Source organism: Chitinophaga eiseniae (assembly GCF_900167135.1).
GTDB lineage: Bacteria > Bacteroidota > Bacteroidia > Chitinophagales > Chitinophagaceae > Chitinophaga > Chitinophaga eiseniae.
In genome coordinates this window covers 2,095,170-2,117,987 of record NZ_FUWZ01000001.1, presented here as the reverse complement: position 1 = coordinate 2,117,987, position 22,818 = coordinate 2,095,170, and the positions used below count along the sequence as shown (strand labels likewise).

General features: G+C 51.0%; 18 protein-coding genes. 4 read left to right on the top strand and 14 right to left on the bottom strand.

Translation table 11 applies throughout. The features are described 5' to 3' along the window. The first annotated feature begins 2 nt into the window (after positions 1 to 2). Positions 3 to 455 carry an NUDIX domain-containing protein gene (locus tag B5D63_RS08735; protein WP_078668323.1) on the top strand — a complete coding sequence of 151 codons (453 nt, stop codon included), beginning with the start codon at positions 3 to 5 and terminating at the stop codon, positions 453 to 455. Here B5D63_RS08735 and B5D63_RS08730 read toward each other — a convergent pair. Both B5D63_RS08730 and B5D63_RS08725 read right to left on the bottom strand, forming a co-directional pair. Then, positions 452 to 1,261, bottom strand: a complete 810-nt coding sequence (locus B5D63_RS08730) for a queuosine precursor transporter (protein ID WP_078668322.1) — start codon at positions 1,259 to 1,261, stop codon at positions 452 to 454. The two genes, B5D63_RS08735 and B5D63_RS08730, sit on opposite strands and share 4 nt — an antisense overlap. Next, positions 1,262 to 1,486, bottom strand: coding sequence for a hypothetical protein (locus B5D63_RS08725; protein WP_078668321.1), 225 nt, complete (start codon positions 1,484 to 1,486; stop codon positions 1,262 to 1,264). Positions 1,487 to 1,605: 119 nt separating this feature from the next. Between B5D63_RS08725 and B5D63_RS08720 the strand changes: the two genes are divergently transcribed. Continuing rightward, positions 1,606 to 4,113, top strand: coding sequence for a YfhO family protein (locus B5D63_RS08720; RefSeq protein WP_078668320.1), 2,508 nt, complete (start codon positions 1,606 to 1,608; stop codon positions 4,111 to 4,113). A 174-nt stretch (positions 4,114 to 4,287) separates the two neighbouring features. Here B5D63_RS08720 and B5D63_RS08715 read toward each other — a convergent pair whose 3' ends face one another. The 11 genes from B5D63_RS08715 to B5D63_RS08665 all read right to left on the bottom strand — a co-directional run bounded on the left by B5D63_RS08715 (position 4,288) and on the right by B5D63_RS08665 (position 16,547). Next, positions 4,288 to 4,821, bottom strand: a complete 534-nt coding sequence (locus B5D63_RS08715) for a tyrosine-protein phosphatase (protein ID WP_078668319.1) — start codon at positions 4,819 to 4,821, stop codon at positions 4,288 to 4,290. Next, entirely contained in the window at positions 4,821 to 6,278 is a 1,458-nt protein-coding gene (locus B5D63_RS08710) for a RagB/SusD family nutrient uptake outer membrane protein (protein ID WP_078668318.1), read from the bottom strand. The genes B5D63_RS08715 and B5D63_RS08710 overlap by 1 nt, the downstream gene beginning before the upstream one ends. Positions 6,279 to 6,288: 10 nt before the next feature. After that, positions 6,289 to 9,591, bottom strand: coding sequence for a TonB-dependent receptor (locus B5D63_RS08705; RefSeq protein ID WP_078668317.1), 3,303 nt, complete (start codon positions 9,589 to 9,591; stop codon positions 6,289 to 6,291). A gap of 132 nt (positions 9,592 to 9,723) precedes the next feature. Continuing rightward, complete coding sequence (locus B5D63_RS08700) at positions 9,724 to 10,863, bottom strand: FecR family protein (RefSeq protein ID WP_078668316.1); 1,140 nt, start codon at positions 10,861 to 10,863, stop codon at positions 9,724 to 9,726. Between the two features lie 65 nt (positions 10,864 to 10,928). After that, complete coding sequence (locus B5D63_RS08695) at positions 10,929 to 11,543, bottom strand: RNA polymerase sigma factor (protein ID WP_143312816.1); 615 nt, start codon at positions 11,541 to 11,543, stop codon at positions 10,929 to 10,931. Positions 11,544 to 11,676: 133 nt separating this feature from the next. Then, positions 11,677 to 12,435, bottom strand: coding sequence for a glycosyltransferase family 2 protein (locus tag B5D63_RS08690; RefSeq protein ID WP_159455943.1), 759 nt, complete (start codon positions 12,433 to 12,435; stop codon positions 11,677 to 11,679). A gap of 10 nt (positions 12,436 to 12,445) precedes the next feature. Then, positions 12,446 to 13,531: a DegT/DnrJ/EryC1/StrS family aminotransferase gene (locus B5D63_RS08685; protein ID WP_078668313.1), complete on the bottom strand. Its 1,086-nt coding sequence runs from the start codon at positions 13,529 to 13,531 to the stop codon at positions 12,446 to 12,448. Next, positions 13,528 to 13,911 (bottom strand): sugar 3,4-ketoisomerase, encoded by a 384-nt coding sequence (locus tag B5D63_RS08680; RefSeq protein ID WP_078668312.1) that lies wholly within the window; start codon positions 13,909 to 13,911, stop codon positions 13,528 to 13,530. Before B5D63_RS08680 ends, B5D63_RS08685 begins: the two co-directional genes overlap by 4 nt. Positions 13,912 to 13,920: 9 nt before the next feature. Continuing rightward, entirely contained in the window at positions 13,921 to 14,922 is a 1,002-nt protein-coding gene (locus B5D63_RS08675; RefSeq protein ID WP_078668311.1) for a glycosyl transferase, read from the bottom strand. 9 nt (positions 14,923 to 14,931) lie between these two features. Next, positions 14,932 to 15,576: a methionine biosynthesis protein MetW gene (locus B5D63_RS08670; protein WP_078668310.1), complete on the bottom strand. Its 645-nt coding sequence runs from the start codon at positions 15,574 to 15,576 to the stop codon at positions 14,932 to 14,934. Between the two features lie 62 nt (positions 15,577 to 15,638). Further along, positions 15,639 to 16,547 (bottom strand): glycosyltransferase family protein, encoded by a 909-nt coding sequence (locus B5D63_RS08665; protein ID WP_078668309.1) that lies wholly within the window; start codon positions 16,545 to 16,547, stop codon positions 15,639 to 15,641. A 187-nt stretch (positions 16,548 to 16,734) separates the two neighbouring features. On the opposite strand from B5D63_RS08665, the gene B5D63_RS08660 reads away from it, so the two are divergent. Further along, a complete protein-coding gene (locus tag B5D63_RS08660; RefSeq protein WP_078668308.1) occupies positions 16,735 to 18,225 on the top strand; it encodes a lipopolysaccharide biosynthesis protein in 1,491 nt (496 codons plus the stop codon). On the opposite strand, the gene B5D63_RS08655 is transcribed toward B5D63_RS08660, so the two are convergent. Next, complete coding sequence (locus B5D63_RS08655) at positions 18,222 to 18,884, bottom strand: C40 family peptidase (RefSeq protein WP_078668307.1); 663 nt, start codon at positions 18,882 to 18,884, stop codon at positions 18,222 to 18,224. The two genes, B5D63_RS08660 and B5D63_RS08655, sit on opposite strands and share 4 nt — an antisense overlap. A 196-nt stretch (positions 18,885 to 19,080) precedes the next feature. On the opposite strand from B5D63_RS08655, the gene dnaE reads away from it, so the two are divergent. Beyond that, positions 19,081 to 22,722, top strand: coding sequence for a DNA polymerase III subunit alpha (gene dnaE / locus B5D63_RS08650; RefSeq protein ID WP_078668306.1), 3,642 nt, complete (start codon positions 19,081 to 19,083; stop codon positions 22,720 to 22,722). Positions 22,723 to 22,818: the final 96 nt, after the last annotated feature.

The window sequence follows — 22,818 nt, the reverse complement described above, 5'->3', positions numbered from 1 at the left end:
ATATGCAGACAGGATTCAACGTGCGTGTTTACGGCATTATGATCAATGACCTTAAACAGGTACTGGTAACAGACGAATATATCCGCGGCGGCTACTATACGAAATTTCCCGGCGGCGGACTCGAATTCGGGGAAGGCACGCTGGAATGTATGGTACGCGAATGGCGCGAAGAACTGGCGCAGGATGTCCGCGTGGTGGAACATATCTACACCACCGACTTTTTTCAGATCTCCGCGTTCGACAACGAAACACAGATCATCTCTATCTATTACCTGGTGGAAGCTATCTCTCCCTTCACTGCGCAAACGCTCAGCAAACCCTTTGATTTCAAAGTGCCGGAAGGGGTGCCCGAAGTGGAATATGCGCGATGGATAGACTGGGAGGATTTTTCGGCCGAAGCCGTTACCCTCCCGATCGATAAAGTAGTGGCAGATATGGTGAAGGCCCGCTACTAGTTGTGCGGCACCACGTCCGTTACCGGCATTTCTTCCTTACCCATGGCGGATGCTTTCATTCGGGCAGCCGTCTCAGGGCCGAGGTAACGTATAATACGGTTTTCCAGCAGGTAGATCAGCGGGGTTAACGCTACCGCCACTACGAATTTATAGCTGTAGTTCACCATACAGATCGCCAATACCCGCTGCCAGCTCCAGTCTTTACCCACTTTAAAGGCGATAAACAATACAATAAAACTGTCTACAAACTGGGATACCACGGTAGACCCCGTAGCCCGCAGCCATACGTGTTTCTCCCCGGTACGTTTCTTAATGCGGTGAAACACCGTCACATCCACGATCTGGCTGACAAGGAACGCGGAAAGGCTGCCCAGGATGATCCACATCCCCTGCCCGAAAATACCGACAAAAGCTTTCTGCATGTCCGGCACGCCTTCAGTACTGCCGCTGCCTGTCCACCAGCTGTCGGCCGGTACGTTGATGGCCACCAGAAACATCAGGAACGCATAGGAGATCAACGCCACTGCTGTATAGGAAATACGGCGTACCGCCACCGGCCCGTAGAACTCATTCACAATATCCGTCATCACAAACTCCAGCGGCCACAGTAATACACCGGCCGTGAGCGTGTACGATAACCCGCTCTCTCCAAACAGGGTGAACGTATGCACCGGCAATCCGAGTAGCCTTTCCAGCGAAAACAATTTACCACCGATACACTCCGCAATCAGCGCATTGGCTACAAAAAAGCTGGCAAATATGACAAAAAGCCGTGTAGGCTTATCATTTAATAACTGCTTGACCATTTAATAAGTGACTATAAGTTGAAATATTAAAATACCTACATTACACAGGAATAACCACGGCGGTAACGGCTTCCACTGTATTTTTTTCAACAGCAGCAACACGCCGGTGATCAGGCATATGGCCAGATTCAGGGGAAACGCCACGCCTACGCCCAATATCAGCACATGCTCCACCATCACGTCCAGCCGGTGATCATATGCGGTGATCCGGAGCAGCTGCCCCAAAATAAAGCACAGGTTGCAGATAAATGCAAATTTTAACACAAATCGAATCCAACGCATATTGAAATTTCGGATAAATTACAGTTATTTTTGTTCCTTTAAAACTAAATACAAGATATCCGATGAAGCAAAACTGGCTAAAAGCCATTCTTCCGCATCTGGCAGCAATTGGCATCTTCATATTGCTGGCTACGGTTTACTGCTCTCCTGTATTGGAAGGCAAGATAGTAAACCAGAGCGACATGATGAACGTAAACGGAATGGCCAAAGAAGCGAGGGACTTTTATGAAACGACGGGTGAAACCCCTTTGTGGACTAACAGCATGTTCTCCGGGATGCCTTCCTATGTGATCTACACAGGCCCCGGTAAAAATGCCATCACCTTCGTGAACAAAATGGTCACCCTCGGCCTGCCTTCCCCTGTTAACATGCTGTTCCTCGCTATGATCAGCATGTATCTCCTCGCCTGCATCCTGGACTTCAAATACTGGATAAGGATACTGGGCGCCATCGCTTTTGCTTTCTGCTCCTACAACGTGATCCTCATCGACGTAGGACACATCACCAAGATGTACGACATCGCCCTGATGCCCGCTGTACTGGCCGGTATCATCCTCACCTACCGCGGACGCCTGATCGGCGGCTTTGGCCTCACCGCCATCGCCACCGCCCTGCTGATATACAACAACCACCTGCAGATGATCTACTACACCCTGATCATGATCCTCATACTGGTGGTGGGCGCGTTTATTCACGCCTTTAAAACACAGACCCTCCCGCTGTTCTTCAAAGCCTCCGTACTGCTGGCCGTCGCCGGCATACTGGGCATACTGCCCGCCGCAGACAACCTGCTGCCCGTAAAAGAATATACCGATTATACCATGCGCGGCAGCAAATCCGAACTCACGCTGGGCAAAGAAGACGCGAAAGAAAATAAATCCACCGGGCTCGATAAAGACTATGCCTTCGAATGGAGCTATGGCGTTTCGGAATCCTTCACCTTCATGATCCCCGGTTTCGCCGGTAACTCCTCCGGCCAGAAACTGGGCACCGGCTCCCATGTATATGAACAAATGGTGAGCCTCGGCGCTCCGCCCCAACAGGTGGAACAGTTCATGGAACAAATGAAATTTCCGCTGTACTATGGCGCCCAGGAAAGAGGGACCTCCGGCCCCGTCTATGTCGGCGCTATCATCTGTTTCCTGTTCGTACTCTCCCTGCTGGTCGTGAACAGCTGGCATAAATGGTGGCTGCTGACCGTTACCATCGCAGGCTTTATCCTCGCATGGGGTAAAAATTTCGGCTTTATCAACGATTTCCTCTTCTACCACCTGCCGCTGTACAACAAGTTCAGAGCACCCGCACAAGCCCTCGTACTGCCGTCCCTCACCTTCGTGATACTGGCCTGCTGGGCGCTGCAGGAAGTGGCCAACGGTAAACACAGCAAGGAAGTGCTGCTGCGGAAACTGAAACAGGCCCTTTATATCTCCGGCGGTATCGTAGCAGTGATCGGCATCCTTGGCAGCATGTTCCTGAACTTCAGCAGCCACAGCGATGCGACCATGACGCAGTACTTTGCACAGATGATGGGCGGCGAAGAAAACGCCAAACTCATGATCCGCGCACTGGAAAAAGATCGCAGCTCCCTGCTGCTGAAAGACAGCATCCGCTCCCTGGTATTTATCCTGATCGCCGCCGGCGCCATCTGGGCCTACCTGAAAGATAAACTGGCATGGCAGCCCGCCGCCCTCATACTGGTGGCCGCCGTGGCCATAGACCTGGTACAGGTGGACCGTAACTACCTCGGTAAAGACAGCTTCGTAGATGAATCTACCCTGATGGCGCAACTGCAGCCTTCCAACGCAGACCTGCAAATCAAACAGGACCCGGACCCTTACTACCGCGTGTTCAACCTCACCACCTCCCCGTTTGATGACGCCATCCCGTCTTACTTCCACAAAAACATCGGCGGCTACAGCCCCGCTAAACTGTGGATCTACCAGGACCTCATCACCCACCAGATCTCTAAAAACAATATGGGCGTACTCAATATGCTCAACGCCAAATATTTCATCGTACCAGATCAGAAAACCGGTCAACCGGTGGCACAACGCAACCCCGATAATAACGGTAACGCCTGGTTCGTAAAAGGGATCGTATGGGCACCGGATGCCAATACCGAAATGAAAACGCTGGACTACCTGCACACGAAAGACTCTGCAGTGGTAGACAAACGGTTTGCGAAAGAACTGGGCGCCAACTACCAACCCACCGCTACCGACAGCAATGCTGTGATCAAACTGACGAAATATGGCCTTAACAGCCTCGAATATACGTCCAGCAACAGCCAGGAAGGCCTCGGCGTATTCTCCGAGATCTACTACCCCGCAGGATGGAACGCCTACATCGACGGTAAAAAAACCGACATCGTCAGAGTAGACTACGCATTGCGCGCCCTGAAAATACCAGCCGGCCAGCATAAGATCGACCTGAAATTTGAACCGACGACCTTCTACAAAGCACAGAAAATATCCTCCATCACCTCTATCGTACTGGTGCTGGTGGTAATCGGCACCTTTGTATGGGAGATCATCGGCGCAGGTAAAAAAGAAGAAAAAGCCGCAGCGTAAAGCATTGCGCCACATAACACAAAGGGCAGACCCGAACGGGTCCGCCCTTTGTTGTTTAAGGTGATTTGCGCCTGAGATTCTCTTTCAGTAGCAACCAGGTGATAATGTACCTATCAGCAGCGCCTACAGTATCCTTATCGCCGGCCTTACTTTATTACTGTCAGGTTAAAATCACTACCGTTGTTTCAATGCGTTTTTAATATTACCAATATCCGCCTGCCGGATATATTCAGGGATGTTCGTGTATTGCTGATGAAACCCGAAACCTCCCCGCTCCATTTCTCCGATAGCCTCTTCCCGGCTCCAGTGCTGCATCACAACACGGTACATGGCAATCACCACGCCGGTACGATCGCTTCCATGCCGGCAGTGGACCAACACCGGTTTCGGTGCATCCCGCAATACCCTCAATGCGGCAATAACCTCCTTATCGGTAAACTGTTTTGCTTCCATCTCCACATGGAAAAGATGCAATCCCGTGTTAGTGGCGGCAGCACTGTCGCTATGACGCGACCGCAGATTCAGCACACTGGCCACGCCATATTTACGCAGCGTGGAAAAATCTTCGTGGTCCGGCTGCGCAGAACGAAATATACTATCGCTCACCTGATGGAGATTCCTGACGTTTCCGGATGGCAGCACACGCGCCTGCGCATGAGCCATAGCGGTAGACAGCAGCCCTGTTATCAGCATTATGCTTTTTTTCATCAGTAGTCTGGGTTTTGTTGAGCAGCAATGTTAGGATTAGCATTAATTTCAGAGAGCGGGATCGGCATAATCGTCTTATTATTAGGATAAGCGATGCTCCTGGTGGCGCCTCCTGTTTTAAACTTGGTGAATGACTGTTTCCAGCGCGTTAAGTCAAACAGCCGCTGTCCTTCAAAGCATAACTCTTTACGGCGTTCATTTTTGATGATGTCCAGCAATGCCGGCCCTGTGGCTGTGGTAGGCGCTACAGTACCCAGCGCCCTGCTGCGTATCACATCCACATCTGCGGCGGCGGGGGCGTCTTTTCCCTGCATGGCACGGGCCTCGGCCCTGTTGAGATACACTTCCGCCAGTCTCACTACTTTCATTCCTTCGAGGTACGTGGTTTTATTGACATATTTATTGATCAGTACCGCGGGGTTCTCGGCGCCGCTGCGTTTCCCTTTTACCAGAAAAGCTCTTCTGGCATCAGCGGCATCATACTGGTTATAGAGGTCTTCTGTTGCCAGCAGATCTCCATAACTGCCGCCCTGCAGGCAGAAATTCACCATCGCGTCTGTACCGAGGTTGTCGGTGGTCAGGTATAATATTTCAAAAACCGTTTCTCCGTTATTTTGCAGCTGGAAATCACCCGCGAGTTTATCTTTTGCCAGCAGTGTGTATTTGTTGGAAGAGATGACCTCCGTGGCCATCGTCTCCGCAGCTTCCCATTTCTCCATATAGAGATACAACCTGGAAAGGATGGCTTTAGCGCCATTGAGGGAGATACGGCCTTTGTTGCTGCTGACAGCGTAGCCCACAGGAGTGGCAGGGATCATGCTGATGGCCTGTCTGAGGTCGGATTCTATCTGCGCGTACACCTTGGCAGCTGTTTCCCTGGCGGGCGAGATGACCGCATTGGCGTCGGCGACGGTTTCAATCACCAGCGGCACCCCAAGGTGGCTGGCACCGGCTGTGTAATTATATGGCTGGGCAAAAAGGCGCATCAGATCAAAATAAGCCAAAGCGCGGATGGCATAGGCCTCTCCGATGATCTGCGCTTTTTCATCGCTGTCGGAAGACGGCAACTGTGCCTTGTTGCCATTCTGAATCAGCAGGTTGGCATTCACCACCACGCTGTACAAGGTATTCCACATATCCCGTGCATCACCGTTGCCCGAATTAGTCGTATAACTGTCAAACTGAAGGTAACGTTTGGAGTTGCTGGAGCTGAGATAACCGTTATCTGAGAGCAGGTCTGCGGTAACATACAACGAACGTCCGAGGTAGCTGACACCTTTCACCTGGGAGTACAAGCCATTCAGGCTGGCACGGCCGGAGCTGATGTCCACAAAGGCCACGTTCAGGTCGGTGGACTGCTGCGGCTGCGTGTCCAGAAAGTCTTTGCTGCAGCTGCCGCATACAACAGCCATGCCCAATACGGCTATATAGAAAGAAGTAAATAGTTGTTTCTTCATGGTGTTTTTTTTAGAATCTGAAATCAAGTCCGAATACAATGGTGCGGAAGATGGGCGCGTTCTGGTCCGCCAGTCCTTCTATACCTACTTCCGGATCGAAGGTGAGGCGCTTATCTTTCACATAGGTGTAAGGGTTGGTCGCCCGTGCATATACTCTCATGGAAGACATCCGCAGCTGCTGCATCACGCTGGCCGGCAGATTGTAAGACAATGTAATATCTCTTAAACGCACATAGGTGCCGTCATACAGGAACCTGTCGGAGGTGCTGGGTGCGGTGCCTTTGTAGACTACCTTCGGCAGTTTGCCCGTCTGGCCTTTGGCTGTCCAGCGGTTATCATAGTAATAACGCGGCAGCGCTGCGGTGGGGCCAAAAGTAGAGTTGCCGTCTGTATAAGCGCTGGGCCCCCAGTTGTCATATATCTTACCGCCAAAGCTGCCATACAGCTGGAAGCTGAAAGAGAAACCTTTGTATTCAAAAGTATTGGTCAGGCCCGCCACAAAGTCCGCCAGCGCCGATCCCTGCTTATAACGGGCCGCTTTCGTATAGTCATTGGTGGTAGCCGATTTTGTGCCGTCTGTATAAAACAATGCTTCCCCTGTTTCCGGATCGGCGCCTGCAAAACCGGGCACATAGAACTGGTAGTAGTCTCCCCCCCGTTCGCGGATATACGGATTGCTCACGATTGTATTTACCAGCCGGGTGATCCTGTTCTCCAAAGTAGAGAAGGTAGCCCGTGTGTTCCAGCTGAAACCATTTTTGGCTTTTGAAACAACATTGAGGGTATTCAGCTCTATCTCGATACCGCTGTTGCGCACAGAGCCGATGTTTTTAGTGATGCTGGTAACACCGTTGGTGGCGGAAACCGGCATGTTCAGCAACAACGAAGAGGTTACCCTGTTGTAATATTCCACCGTACCCTGGATGCGGTCATTCAACAGACCAAAGTCCAGCCCTATGTTCAGCGGTTTGTTCTTTTCCCAGGTAAGATTGCTGTTGGCATATTGCACGAGATAATAGCCGGGATTGTTATAATAGCTGGCGGTATTCGAATAAAGCCCGCGGGAAGCAAAATCGGCGATGCTCTGATTACCATTGGCGCCGTAGCTGGCACGCAGCCTCAACTGGGAAAATACGGTGGCCTCCTTCATAAAAGGTTCGGCGGTAATGTTCCAGGAAGCGCCGACAGACCAGAAATTACCATATCTTTTGTCGGCCCCAAAGCGGGAGGAACCATCTCTGCGGAGGGAAGCGGAAAGGTAATATTTTGACCGGTAGCTGTAATTTACATTGGAGAAAAGGCCGGTAAGGCGGCTATTAGTGGCGGTATTGCTGCCGTCGCTCAATACGGCGGCGTTGCTCAGCGTAAAGGCATTGGGAATAAAATTGGATTTAGAGAGACTGATATCAGACGACTGTACCGACTGCCCTTCATATCCTGCGAATGCCTCTATGTGATGATATCCCCAATCTTGCGTGTAACGCAGGATATTGGTGGTCACGAGGCTGATGGCCCGTTGTGTGGAATAGGTCGCACTGCCGCCATTGGAACGTGCTGTGCCAATACCTGCTTTATTGTAATCGAGGGTCTCACCATACTCAAAGTCCACGCTGTTCTGGTTCTCGAAAGTGAGGCCCCGCAGGATTTTGTATTTTAAACCGATATTACCAATCAGGTTATAACGGTCATTCGGGTGTTCGTTTTCCAGCGTGAAGGCCACCGGATTGTAGTTATTGGAGTAACTCAGGTCATAAGAACCATCCGGGAGATATACCCGCAGCCACGGCTCATAACGCTTGTAAGCCCTCACCGGGTTGGCATTGCTGCCATCATCACTGACGGTATTGGATTTCGTCACACTGGTGAGTACTCCCGCCTGGAGAGAAAGCCTTTCCGAAGCGTTGGCATTTACTTTTGCGCTAAAGTTATACCGTTTGAATGCGCTGCCCAACAAAGGAGATTTTACATTATAATAACCGCCGGACAGAAAGTAGGTTGTTTTTTCCGTGCCGCCGCTGGCGGAGAGGTTAAATTGCTGATAGTTACCTGTCCGGGTCAGGGCTTTGAACCAGTTGGTATTAACGGTCGTATCGATCCCCTGCCTGGTGAGTTCCGCCACAAACAGCGCAGGATCTTTACCTGCGTTGGTCCAGCTTTCCCGGTACAGTTCCAGTTGTTCCGTGGTGCTCAACGGCCGGTCGGCCAATGCATTGGACACATTGGTAAAACCGGTTTGGGCAGACACATTGAAGGAGGTTTTGCCTGCCAGTCCTTTTTTGGTGGTAATGATCACCACGCCGTTGGCCGCCCTGGAGCCATACAGAGAGGCCGCGGAAGCATCCTTTAATACCGTCATGCTGGCAATGTCGTTGGCATTAAAGCTGTTAAGGTCCACGCTGCTCAGCGGGATGCCATCTACCACATACAGCGGCGCGCTGCCTGCGTTGATAGAGCCTACGCCACGGATACGTACATTGGGCGCGGCACCAGGTTGCCCGGAGCCCATAGACACCACCACCCCGCTGACATTGCCCTGCAGGTTGTCCTGCACGGTAGCCCTGGGAGAGCCTTCCAGCTGTTTGGCGCTCAATGTGCTGAGAGAGCCGGTGAAGGTCGATTTACGCTGGCTGCCATAAGCGACCACCACCACATCGTTCAGACCGGAAATACTCTTCACCAGCGCAATATCAAGCCGGAGGGCTTCATTTTTAACGGTGATTGTTTTACTGTAGTGCTCATAGCCGATGGAAGTCACTTCCAATATATAGGGTCCGTCTTTCACGCCGTTGAGCGTAAACTGGCCGTCTACATCGGTGATAGCGGCTTTCTGCGTCCCTTTTAAGCGTACGGTAGCCCCCACGATCGCTTCGTTGTCGGGACCGGTAACACGCCCCCGTATATCTGCCTGCCCCAATACGGAAGAAGTGATATTATTCAGCAGAACATTGCCCGCCGGCGGCATTTTTTTGACAATAATGATATTGTTGCTCACTTCGAAAGTAAGGCCCTGCGCATTGAGACAGGTGGCCAGCAAATCCGCAAATTCCTCTTTGTTGGCATGAATAGCCACCGGATGGGTTTTGTCGAGCAGCGCTTTGTCATATACAAAAGCTAATCCTGTCTGTTGCCGGATATGCCGGAAAACATCCTGCAACTTCATGGAGGACGACGTAATCGTCACTTTCTGGGAAAAGCCTTTTGCACTGACATGTAGAGCCGCAATACAGACAAAGACAGCAGTCCATTTCATAATGATAAGCAGCTTAAGTGGTACAGGTAACGGCACGGTTTTGCCGTTTAAAAGTAGATTCATACTTTTAACTGGTTTTTGGATTTACGATAAAATGTCTAAGCAACCTTTATAATCGGCAACTCCTGAAACCGCTGCCGGAAGTAGGTCGAAGCACTTCCGGCTATTTGTTTCAACAGATGGGCGATATCATTTTTATTTCCTTACAATAATGGTCCTGCCCTCAATCGTAAAATGAGCGGCTTCAGTGACTTCCAATGCATGCAGTATCTGGCTTACCTGCTCCTTTTTCGGTAAAGTGCCGCTGAAAGCGGTTGTAGGTGGAGGACCGTCATAGCGGATATCTACGTCATACCACCTGGAGAGCTGCCGCATGATCGCCACGATACTGACGCCATTGAATCTAAATTCTCCTTCTTTCCAGGCGATCACTTCTTCAATAACAGGATGTGAAACGGTGAAGTCGCCGGAATGTGCGTCGTAGGCGGCCTGTTCTCCCGGCTGCAGCTGCCGGCGGGCATCTCCGTTTTTTACCATCACATTTCCGTTCACCAGCGTTGTTTTAACCGCTCCTTCTTCGGCGTAGGCCATCACGTCGAAGCTGGTACCCAGCACCTGTATGGCAGTGTTATTGGTTTTCACGGTAAATGGCCAGGCAGACGGCGCTACTTCAAAATAGGCCTGCCCGGTCAGCTCCACCGTTCTTTCTGTATTGTTAAAAGCAACAGGATAACGCAGGGAGGAAACAGCATTCAGCCACACATGGCTGCCATCCGGTAAAATGATCTGGAACTGTGCGCCCCTGGGGGTGGTGAGGGTATTAAAGGCGTTTTTTTCTGTGGCTGTGCCGTTATAGCGAATGATGGCGCTGTCCAGCCGGATGACCTGCGTCCCTTTCTGTAAAACACTGTCCTGCCGCTTACTGCCCAATTCAATCTGTGTGCCGTCGGCCAGTGTCAGAATGGCCTTGTCCGTTCCCGGCGTAATAACCGCCGCCGGCACTTTTACCGGCGACCGGAACAAGAGGCCTGCAAAGCCGGCGGCCAACAGCAAGGCTACTGCCGCAGCTATACGGACATACCGGCTGATGCCTGCCGGACGCCTGCCCCCAGCCATCGCCACCCGCATCCGCTGCTGCAGACCGGCAGTAAACCCGTCGGACAGCAGCACAGCACTGTCTTCGCTGTCCAGCGCGTCGTAGTACAGGTCCATCACTTCGCTTAATTCCTCCGGAGAAGCGGTATGCCGCCACTGTTCAAACGCGGCCAGCTCTTCAGCGCTGCAATGGCCGTTTACAAGCGTCGGTATTAGTTTTTTGATGTCAGCGGTAGTCATGCCCGGAAGGTCGTTTTATAGAAAGACGATCCTCAAAGGCAAAAGATCTGGTGGAAGGGAAAAAATTATTTGTGGGCGATCAGCAGCAATAACATCAGGGCGCCATTTTTCTTTAGAAATGCCCTGATATCCTCTTTGGCCTCATACAACGACTGTTTTACCCTCGACTTGGACATGCCCAGCAACGAGGCAATTTCATCCAACGAATAATCCTGTTCCATGCGCAGCCGGAATATTTCCTGTTTCCGGACGGGTAACCGGCTGATGGCCTGCTGCGCCAGGCGACTATATTCCGAGAACTGCAACTTCTCTTCCGTAACGGCCCTGTACAGCTCTTTGCCGCGGCTATATTGCTGGTGCAGGTCCGTCTTGAAATGACCATGCTTCAACCGGTCGAGTAACGCATTTTTACCGGCGCGTTTCAGATATCCATCCAGCGATTTCACCGTGATCAGGAGTTCTTTCTTATCCCAGATCTTCAGGAACAGGTCCTGGCAGATGTCCATGATATCTTCTTCCGGCAGGCTGGTAAAACGGTAGATATAGTGGTGTAATTTGGGGAGATAACGGGTATACAGCACCTCATAAGCCCGCCTGTCGCCATTGGCGGACCGCTCCAGCAAGACCTGCTCCGATAGCCGGGCATCCTCTTCTTCTCTTAGAAATCTTGTGTGACCCATTAAAAATTGCTGGTTGACATTTTGGTTGTTACCGTCAAAAATAAAAATAAATTCAGCATTTCCCGGTATATATGGAAATGCCGGCGGGCATCTCAAAATAAAAGAGATGACCACCGGAAGAGCGTAAAATCTGTTAATATTTTTTAGAGAAGATATACCGCAGGCCAATGAACAGGTGATGCGTAAAATTGGGGATATGGCCGTAGTAACGACTAAGAATTTTATACCGCTCCTTCCACGCCAGTTGTTGACGTTGCTTGGAAGTGCCGCCCACCCTGAATCTCGATACAGTGATATGCGTATTGCAAATATTCCGGGAGGCTTTCAGTGTACGGATCATCCAGTCGATGTCCGCACATACTTTGTATTGCAGGTCATACAGAGGGCTCAACCGCCTGCGGATGATATAGGCCTGGTGAGACACTACCATACCATGTTTCAGGCTTTTCCAGTTGAGCTGCGCCGGCACTTTATGCGGCGTTTGTTCAGACCGCAGTCCCAGCTCCTTCCCCTGTTCATCCATGAACAGGGCTTCTCCGTAATACACATCTGCATCCGGACATTTAGCCAGCATCTTTTCGATGACGGTGTCCTCTGCCAGCGTGTCATCGGCATTAAGGAACAGCAGGTATTCGCCGGTAGCCAGCTGCATCCCTTTGTTCATGGCGTCATACAGGCCGTTGTCTTTTTCCGACACTACTTTCGCGATGCGGGAGCGGTAAGATGCTATCACCTCCATGGTATTGTCTTTCGAGGCGCCATCCACGATGATGTACTCGATATGCGGGTAGGTTTGTGCCAGCACGCTCCGGATGGTGCTTTCTATAAACCTGCCTGCATTGTAACATACGGTGATAATGCTGACAACCGGTGATGATCGTTTATCCGTCACTGTTATTCCTTTAAAATTTGTTGATCACTTCCACCACTTTCTCGATGTCCGCTGTGGTGTGGCAGTAGGAACACGGCAGGCTCAGCGTGGTACGGTGTATCTCTTCCGATATCGGATAGGAAGTACCTTCAATAATGCCTTTCATGGCTTTCTGATGATGCGGCGGCAGCGGATAGTGAATATCTGTTTTCACGCCATTGTCCAGCAGGAACTGCTTCAGTTCATCCCTGCGCTCATGACGGATATTATAGATATGGTAAACATCAAAATAATCCGGATGTACCACGGGTTTAATAAAATCGCTTTTTAATCCCTGGTGGTAGATGTCTGCCAGCTTGCGTTTATGTTCGGTGATCTGTGCGAGATATTTGAACTTCACGCTGAGGAAAGCAGCCTGCACTTCATCCAGCCGGGAGTTGTAGCCTACCACTTCGTTGTAATATTTTACATCGGAGCCGTAGTTACGCAGCCGGCGGATGGCGGTGGCCAGTTCATCGTCGTTACAGAGGATGGCGCCTGCGTCGCCGAGGGCGCCGAGGTTTTTGGTAGGATAAAAGCTGAATGCCCCGAACTCGCCAAAGGTGCCGGTCAGCTGCCCTTTGAAAGAGGCTGCGTGTGACTGTGCACAGTCTTCGATCAGTACGAGGTTATGTTTTTCCTTGATGGCCATTATTTTGTCCATCTCGCAGCTTTTGCCGTACAGGTGTACTACCATGATGGCGCGGGTACGGGGCGTAATGGCCGCCGGAATTTTCTCCGGATCGATGTTGTACGTATGGATATCCGGCTCCACCAGCACGGGTTTAAGGCCGCACTGTGCGATAGACAGGATGGTGGCGATGTAGGTATTGGAAGGCACGATCACCTCATCGCCCGGTGCGAAGTTAAACGCACGCAGGGCCAGGATCAGCGCATCGAGGCCGTTGGCCAGTCCGAGGCAGTGTTTCACGTTATGATACTGCGCATAGGCAGTCTCAAATTCCTTTACTTTATTGCCCAGTATATACCAACCGCTTTCCAGCGTGTCGCTGAAAGCAGCTTTGAATTCATCGAAGAAAGGCTTGTTCAGCAAGCCGAGGTTTTCATAATCGATCATAACCTGTCAGCGTTGTCATAAGGTTCGTAAATATAATCAGCCGGGTCGAAAGGCGTGGATGCCATCACCAGCAATACCGCATCGGGGGTAAAGTGGTGCATGGTATGCCAGTCTTCCGGCTCCAGGATCAGGCATTTGTTGGGATGGTCCAGCACAAAGTCGGTCTTTTCTCCTTTACCGTTATTGTTGGATACAATACAGCTGCCATGCACGCAGATAGCGGCCTGTATGGTATGATGATGGCGGTGGCCCCCTCTTACGGAATCATCCACGCCATAGATATAAAAGATCCTCTTGATAGAAAAAGGGATCTGTTTTTCGATGACAGTAAGGTTCCCCCGTTTATCACTGTGTGTCGTCAGATCAATAGTATATGCCATACGTTGTATTTAAATCCCGGATTCCTTCAGGGGATATATATGATAAACATTTCTCAGTTTGCGCCAGATGGTCACCAGCGTGGCTTTCAGTCCGGCCGGCCTGGGTCTTGCGCCATGTGGATCGAAAGACGGGTCTGTCGCCTGTATCTGCCGTTTGCTTTTTTCCAGTTCCACGATATACGGTTCATAGAACAGTTTTTTAACGGCCGGCGTGATGATACGTCTGCCCAGTTCTATGGTATTATCGGTAAAATACTTCAGGTAATGGAAATGATAAAATATCGGGTCAAACTCTTTACCGGTACTGATTTCGCGGCAACGTAACTTTTCGCCGTTTTTAAACACGTCGTATTGCTGGATATTCCACAGCGCCAGGCCGCCGCCCGGGTTCTCCATCACCCATACGTTCATAAAGCGGGTAGTCCAGTCGTCCAGGTATTTCTGGTCGCCGAACTTACCATCTTCGTGGCGGTCGTAGCACCAGTCGAGGCACGCATTGCGCCACCACTGTAAAGCTTCCATGCCCCAGCGGTTGTTGCGGAAAGTGATGTACTGCACGCAGTATTTGCCGCTTAACCTGCTTTTGTCGTATTGCGGCGTATACCGGTGCTCGGTGATCAGCACGGAGTGGTTGCCCATTTCCTCCATCAGCACGCGGGGATCGTTGTAAAAATACAGGTCCGCATCGATATAGGTACAATGTGGCAGCTGAAACTGCTGAATGCAGTAAAGAATGGTGGAAGAGCTACAGGTCCAGCAGTATTCCGCCCGGTTACGGGTTGGTTTCACCTTCAGCAGCTCCGGGTCTTCAAATTCCGCCAGTGAGATCACGGTCAGGTGTGGCAGCGCCATCTTCCGTAATACGGACAGGCATTTGTCGTCGAAAGCAAAAACATACAGGTGAAAATCTGAGCACACGGCCGCCAGCGAAGTGTACATGGCCAGCCCACGGGACAAATAATTACTGTCAAACAGCGTACAATAATATAATGTAGTATCTCTTTCGTTCATAATCAGGTTTTATGCCTTCACCGTTTCCAGGATGACGGTTTTGCGGAACCATCCGGGAAACAGGCCGCCCAGGAGGTCGATCGGCTTAAAGCCGGCCGACACGTACAGCTTCCGTTTCATTTGTAATCCGCCTACCGCCTGCAACAGCTCATGATAGTCCCTGACAGACAACTGGTGGATATGGCCGGTATTATACCACCGGTAGCCAAACAGCATCCGCCGGGGCATTCTCCCATGCAGAAGCATGTCAATGCGGTTCATAAAATACGCAAAGTTAGGAAATGAGACGATCTGATAACGGGAAACCCGTTTCATTTCGGCCAACAATTTCTCCGGGTACATCACCATCTGGATAGTCACATTGCACACCGCCACGTCAAATTCATTGTCGCCGTAAGGCAATGTCTCGTCAATACGCCCTGTGATCACGTCCAGGCCTTTCTGCCGGCAGATCTCCACGCCGGACCCGGAAAGCTCCATGCCTTTGCACTGACATTGTTTTTCCTGTTGCATGGCCTCTATCAGCAAGCCGTTGCCACAGCCCAGGTCCAGTACTTTGCTTCCTGTCTCCAGTAAACTGATGATTTTACTGTATTCCGGTCTTCTGTTGGCTGGAATCCCCGAATAGTCATAATTCCGGTTGTCATTGCGCATGTATATGGTGTTTTGAGCGTCGGACCATTTTGCACGCCCGGGGCTGAGGCCCCGGGCTGCGGCTACCGCTTTTTGATAAACCGCTTCAGCCGTTGAACGAAGCCCGGTTTGATGGATCTGAAATAGGTCTCAAAGGCGGCTGTGCCTTGTACACTGGCCTCCATAGGTAATTTCTGTAATATTACCGGCGAGGGGGACAGCTCCACTTCAAAATTCCCCGTATCAGCCTCATCCATGTGTGTGGCCGATTCATCACCGCCAATGTTCTGTACCAGTGAGCGGGACGGGTACAAAGTCAGCATATTCTTCAAAAAAGCGGACGCATACCAGCGGATAGCCCAGGAGTCGTTCTGGCCGCCGATCTGCTTACGCAACATTTTCATGTAACTATAGGTATCATTAAAGTCGAACGCCCTTCCTTCACCTTTCAGGCGGATGGCATCATACAGTTTCTGCCCGTTCGGCTCAAACTGTTTCCAGGCACGGGCCCAGGTAGCCCATCCCCAGCAGTCGGCCCCCCGTATAAAAAAGGTCTCCGGCATTTTCTCCCCCAACGGGTACACATACCCGTGAATAGAAGCCACCTGTGGCTCATCTTCATACAGGTCCAGCCCCTCGTTCATATATTTGAGAAAGTAGGGCGACAATACCAGGTCGTCTTCTACCACAATCGCTTTGCCATGTTTCTCAATGACTTCCGTCACACCGGTGATCACTGATTGGGCCAGGCCATAGTTTTGTACCCGCTCCGCAATGTGTACGGTGCCGCACCAGTTGCGGCTGCGGATCACCTGCCGGGTAGCGGCAATCTGCTGCAATGTCTCTTCGGTTGCACCTTCTTTTGGCCCGTCCGCAAATACATACAACTCACTCTCCCCTGCTTCCGGATTGAGCGCCAGGCTCTCCAGGGCTTTCCTGGTAATCTCCGGCCGCTTATAGGCGAAAAAAATAATCGGTGCTAATGTAGACATACGCTAATGATTATAATACTGCCGACAGCGCCGGCACTATTAGTACCTTACAAAATAAATTCATTATTGGGAGATCTGCAAAAACCATAAAAAAAATTACTTACTTGTTGTGCTTTCATACACAATTCCTAACACAAACCGCCCCGCTGGAAGATTCTTTCTATATTTGCGCTTCATAAAACAGGCAATGGGCATCATCCGAAAACAGAGCTTTTATTCATCCATATTCATCTACATAGGGTTTGCCTTCGGCGCAGTCAACCTGATCATGCTGATGCCGAAAATCTTCTCCAAAGAGGAAATCGGCCTTACCCGCGTACTGATCGATGTGAGCACCCTCCTTGCCACGGTGGCCTCCCTGGGTGCCGTGCCGGTGATTAATAAGTTCTTCCCCTTCTACCACGACTACCTCAAACCGGAGAAAAACGACCTGCCCAAACTTACCCTGATCGTGTCGTTGATAGGATTTGCGCTGTTTATCCTCTTCTCCATTGTCTTCAAAGGGCTCATCATCCGCAAGTTCAGCGGCAACTCGCCGCTCTTTATTACCTATTTTTCCGCCATTTACCCACTCACCTTCTTCATCCTGGCTTTTAACATGCTGGAAGGTTTCGCCTGGGGCCTCCATAAAACCGTTACGTCCAATTTCCTCAAAGAAGGCGGCATCCGCATTATCTCTACCCTGATGCTGCTGGTATTCGCTTTCGCCCATATCAGCTTCACCCAATATATTAGTGTGTTCAGCCTGCCCTACGCGGTAGCTTCCATTGCCCTGCTGGTGATCCTCTGGCGCACGGGCCAGCTGAAGCTCAGCAGCGGCGGCATCAGCAACGTTACCCGCCGGCTGGGAAAACGCATGTTCATCTTCAGCAGCTATGTGTTCTCTTCCAATGTGTTCACCCTGCTCCGGAAAACCAATGACATCCTCATCATCAGCAGCATCAGCGGCCTGGAACACGCCGGCCTGTTTTCCTACGCCACCTTTGTGATCAGTTTCATGGAAGTGCCGCAACGCAGCATGTACGCCATCACCACGCCCATCCTGGCCTCTGCCTGGAAAAACAGGGACATGGCCAAAATACAGGAACTGTATACCAAAAGCTCCATCACCCTGTCCATCGCCGGCGTCGGCATTTTCGGCGCCATCTGGCTGTCAGTCCACAACCTGGTACTGTACCTGGGCCCCGGCTGGGACATGATCGTGCACATCATCTTTATCCTTGGACTGGCGAAAATGATAGATCTTATCACCGGTATCAACAACCAGATCATACAAACGTCCAACTACTGGCGCTTTGATTTCGTCAGCTCTATCGTAGTCGTATTTATCTCCTTTTTCTTCAACTTATATCTGCAAAAGCGCATCGGCACCATTGGTGCAGCTTATGCAGACCTCATCACCGTCGCTATCTTCAATCTCGCGCGTTATCTCTTCATCTGGGTCCGTTTCGGCATGCAGCCCCTGAGCCTCAAAACGCTGTACGCGCTGCTGCTGGGTGTAGGCGGCGTATTGCTGGTGCAACTGCTGCCGTTTATGTTGAACATGTATGTAGACACCATCGTGCGCTCCTTCCTTTTCATGGGACTGTTCGGCGCCGCCGTGATCGGCACGCGGTTGTCGGAAGATGTCAACAATGCCTGGGAAATTGTGAAAGGGAAGATAGGGCTGCGCTATTAGAGACGCCCGCCACCAACGAAATACCGCTTCCAGTACGGCTCATTCAGATCGCTGATCATAACGCCGCTGCTGGTGGAAGCATGCACAAATTTGTCATTATCGAGATAGACGCCCACATGGGAGATACGCTTGTGATGAATTTTGAAGAACACCAAATCGCCCTCTCTCAGGTCACGACCTTTCAGATGCTGCCTTACCTTGCTGTATAATTCCGCTGAATTGCCGGTCAGCGCAAACTGGAACACCGAGCTTACCAGTGTATTCACAAAACCGGAACAGTCAATGCCGTCGCGGCTTTTGCCACCCAGCCGGTAAGGCGTGCCCCACCATTCTTCTATAAAATTATACAAGCTGAAATTCAGCACATTCTCTACCGGCACGTCCAGCAGCTGCGCATACTTGAACTGCCAGCTCTGTGCGTTCTCCAGGTTGGCGCTGGCATAAGTAATATTTTTACCAATGCCCACACTTTTGGTCCCGCCGGAGCCACCACGCCCGCGGGACGGGGTATTGATATGATCGATGAAAGTAATGCGGCGGGGCTCAGACACCGTCGGCGTATGATCACGCCTGGCAGTACTTTTGATGGTAGAACAGGAACCCAATACCATTGCACAAACCGATAATTTCATCCATAAATGTCCCTTGATACGCATCATAGTGTCTGGTTAAAAAAATTTTGCGCTAAAATACTACAGAAATTACGAATTACGAATTACGAATTACGAATTGGTAGCTGTTTTATAAAAGCGGTTCGTTATTAACTGCTCCAAAAAACAACCCTCAATTCGTAATTCGTAATTCGTAATTCGTAATTTCTGTCGTACTTTTGACGCCTGACGAAACAGCTTAGCGATGATCTTTTCCCACTTACACGTACACACGCAATTTTCATTACTGGATGGTGCAGCTGATATCAAATCGCTGTACAAAAAAGCCATGGCCTCCAATCAGCCGGCACTGGCCATCACCGATCATGGAAATATGTTTGGTGCCTTCCAGTTTGTGGCAGAAGCGTATAACAATAAACTGAACCCGGGTGATCCCAAGGATAAAAGACTCAAGGTAAAACCCATCGTTGGCTGTGAGTTCTACCTCGTGGAAAACCGCCACAAACGCGCTTTTACACGCGAAGAAAAAGATATCCGTTATCACCAGGTGCTGCTGGCCAAAGATGACGAAGGTTACCGCAACCTGATCAAACTCTGCTCCCTCGGCTATATGGAAGGGCTCTACGGTAAATATCCGCGTATCGACAAAGAGCTGATATTACAATACCACAAAGGCCTGATCGCCACTACCTGCTGCCTTGGCGCCTCTGTGCCCAAAACCATCCTGCGCAAAGGAGAAGAGGAAGGCGAAAAGGAATTCAAATGGTGGCTCGACATTTTCGGGGACGACTTCTACGTGGAAATGCAACGCCATGGCATCCCTGAGCAGGACCAGGTAAACCATGTGCTGTTGAAATACGCCGCCAAATACAACGTGAAAATCATCGCCTCCAACGACTCCCACTATGTGGACCAGGCAGATGCCAACGCACACGATATCCTGCTCTGTATCAACACCGGCGAGAAAAAAAGCACCCCTACCAATAAAGAATTTTCCGATGATGAAGCGGCGCCTAAAAACACCCGCTTCGCTTTCTATAACGATCAGTTCTATTTTAAGACCACGGAGGAAATGACCGCGCTGTTCCACGACCTCCCCCAGGCGATAGACAATACCAACGAGATCGTGGACAAAATACAGCTGCTGGACCTGAAGCGCGATATCCTGCTGCCCAACTTCCCCATCCCGAAAGAATTCCTGACGCAGGACCAGTACCTGCGGCACCTCACCTACGAAGGAGCCCGCACCCGGTACCGGGAAATGACCGCCGACATTGAAGAACGTATCAACTTTGAGTTGCAGGTAATCGAAAACATGGGTTTTGCCGGTTACTTCCTCATCGTATCCGACTTCATCAAAGCCGGACGCGACCTGGGCGTTTTCATCGGCCCCGGCCGTGGTTCCGCCGCCGGCTCCGCCGTGGCCTACTGCATCGGCATCACCAATATAGACCCGATCAAATACAACCTGCTGTTCGAACGTTTCCTCAACCCGGACCGTAAGAGCATGCCCGATATTGATACGGACTTCGACGATGAAGGCCGTCAGAAAGTAATCGACTACGTTGTACAGAAATATGGCCGTAACCAGGTAGCGCAAATCATCACCTACGGTACCATGGCCGCCAAAATGAGTATCAAGGACGTAGCCCGCGTAATGGACCTGCCGCTGGTGGAATCCAACTCGCTGGCCAAACTGGTACCGGAGAAACCCGGCATCCAGCTGGACCGTATCTTCAACGCGCCGCTGGATGGCGAAAAAAGCCTCGCCGACAAAGAAGGCCTCGCCGGGGAAGACATCGAAAACGTAAAACGCCTGCGCGAACTGATCAAAGGCGAAGACCTCCAGGGCGAAGTGCTCCGCGAAGCCTGCGTACTGGAAGGGTCTGTACGTAACACCGGTATCCACGCGGCCGGTATCATTATCGCACCGCAGGACCTCTACGACCTCATTCCCGTGTCCACCGCCAAAGACTCCGACCTCCTGGTCACCCAGTTTGAAGGCAGCATCATCGAATCCGCCGGTGTTATCAAGATGGACTTTTTGGGGCTGAAAACCCTGACCATCATCAAAGGTGCACTGGAACTGATCCGCATGAACCACGGCGTGGAAATTGAAATCGACAACATCCCGCTGGACGACGCCCTCACCTACGAACTGTACCAGAAAGGCGAAACCAACGCCACGTTCCAGTTCGAGTCGCCCGGTATGCAGAAATATCTCCGTGAACTGAAACCGGACCGTTTCGATGACCTCATCGCAATGAACGCCCTGTACCGCCCGGGCCCGCTCGAGTACATCCCGTCCTTCATCCGCCGTAAACACGGCCTGGAGCCGGTAACCTTCGACCTTCCGGACATGGAGGAACACCTGGCGGAAACCTACGGTATCTGCGTATACCAGGAACAGGTAATGTTGCTCAGCCAGAAACTGGCCAACTTCTCCCGTGGTGATGCCGACATCCTCCGTAAAGCGATGGGTAAAAAACAAATCGCGGTACTGAACAAGATGAAGGCCCAGTTCATGGAAGGCTGCTCCACACACGGGTATGACCTGAAAGTATGCGAAAAAGTATGGACCGACTGGGAAGCCTTCGCCTCCTATGCGTTCAACAAATCGCACGCTACCTGCTACGCTTTCGTGGCCTACCAGACCGCCTACCTGAAAGCCCACTACCCTTCCGAATACATGGCGTCCGTACTGAACTGCGCCAGCAACATAGAGAAGATCACCTTCTTCATGGAAGAATGTAAACGCATGGGCATCGACGTATTACCGCCGGATGTGAACGAATCCCTGAAAGGTTTTGCCGTGAACAAAAAAGGCCATATCCGTTTCGGCCTCGGCGGCCTGAAAGGCGTAGGCGAAGCAGCCGTGGAAAACCTCCTGGAAGAAAGGAAAAAAGACGGCCCCTTCAAAAATGTATTTGACTTTATCAAACGCGTGAACCAACGCGCCGTTAATAAAAAATCACTGGAGGCCCTGATCATGTCCGGCGCCTTCGACTGCTTCCCGGAATTCCACCGGGCACAGTATTTCCATAAGCCGGAAAACGAACCCATGAGCGGCCTCGACAGAATCGTGAAATTCGGTCAGCAGGTGTCCGCAGGCTCTTCCAACATCGGCAGCCTCTTCGGCGACGCCGAAATGCCGGACGTGGAACCGCCCAAAATACCCAACTGCGACCCGTGGCCGCTGATCATGAAACTCAACAACGAACGCGACATCACCGGTATCTATATCTCCGGCCACCCGCTGGACGACTATCGTTTTGAGTTGAAGCACTATCACATGAACACTGTGCAGGAACTCATTGAGTATCAGGGAGAAATAAGCACGCCCGGCAGCAGCGGCGGCCGCTCCCGCGAGCGTAACTTCCGCCTGGCGGTGTACGTGACCAACGCCCAGGAAAGGATTTCCCGCAACAACCGGCAATTCGGTATCATGACCATCGAAGACTACTCCGGTAAGTTCGAATTTGCCCTGTGGAGCGAAGACTTCATCCGGTTCGCCCCCTACCTCAAGCCCGGCCTCTGCCTGTTCATCAACGGCGGGTTTAAATCCAAACGCTTTAATGACAACGAATACGAGTTCAAGGTAAACAGCATCCAGCTGCTACAGGAAGTGAAGAAAACACATACCAAACAAGTGTTTCTCGCTACTTCCCCCAAACACCTGAACCGGGAAACGGTCGACTTCCTCGTGGAAAACGTGAACCGCTTCCCCGGCAGCAGTACCCTGCACATGCAACTCGTGGATATAGACGATAATATGCAGGTGAAACTGCATACTTTCAACAAGAACATCGAGATGAATGACGAGTTGGCGCATTTCCTGCGAAAACAACCGGACCTCGATGTGTATATCGAGATTATCAATAAGTAAGATGTCAAAAAAGCAGTAATTTGCACTCGGTTCAAGATTTGATCTAATACACCAGTAAACAATCAAAAACAATCATTAATAAACACCTTTAAATTA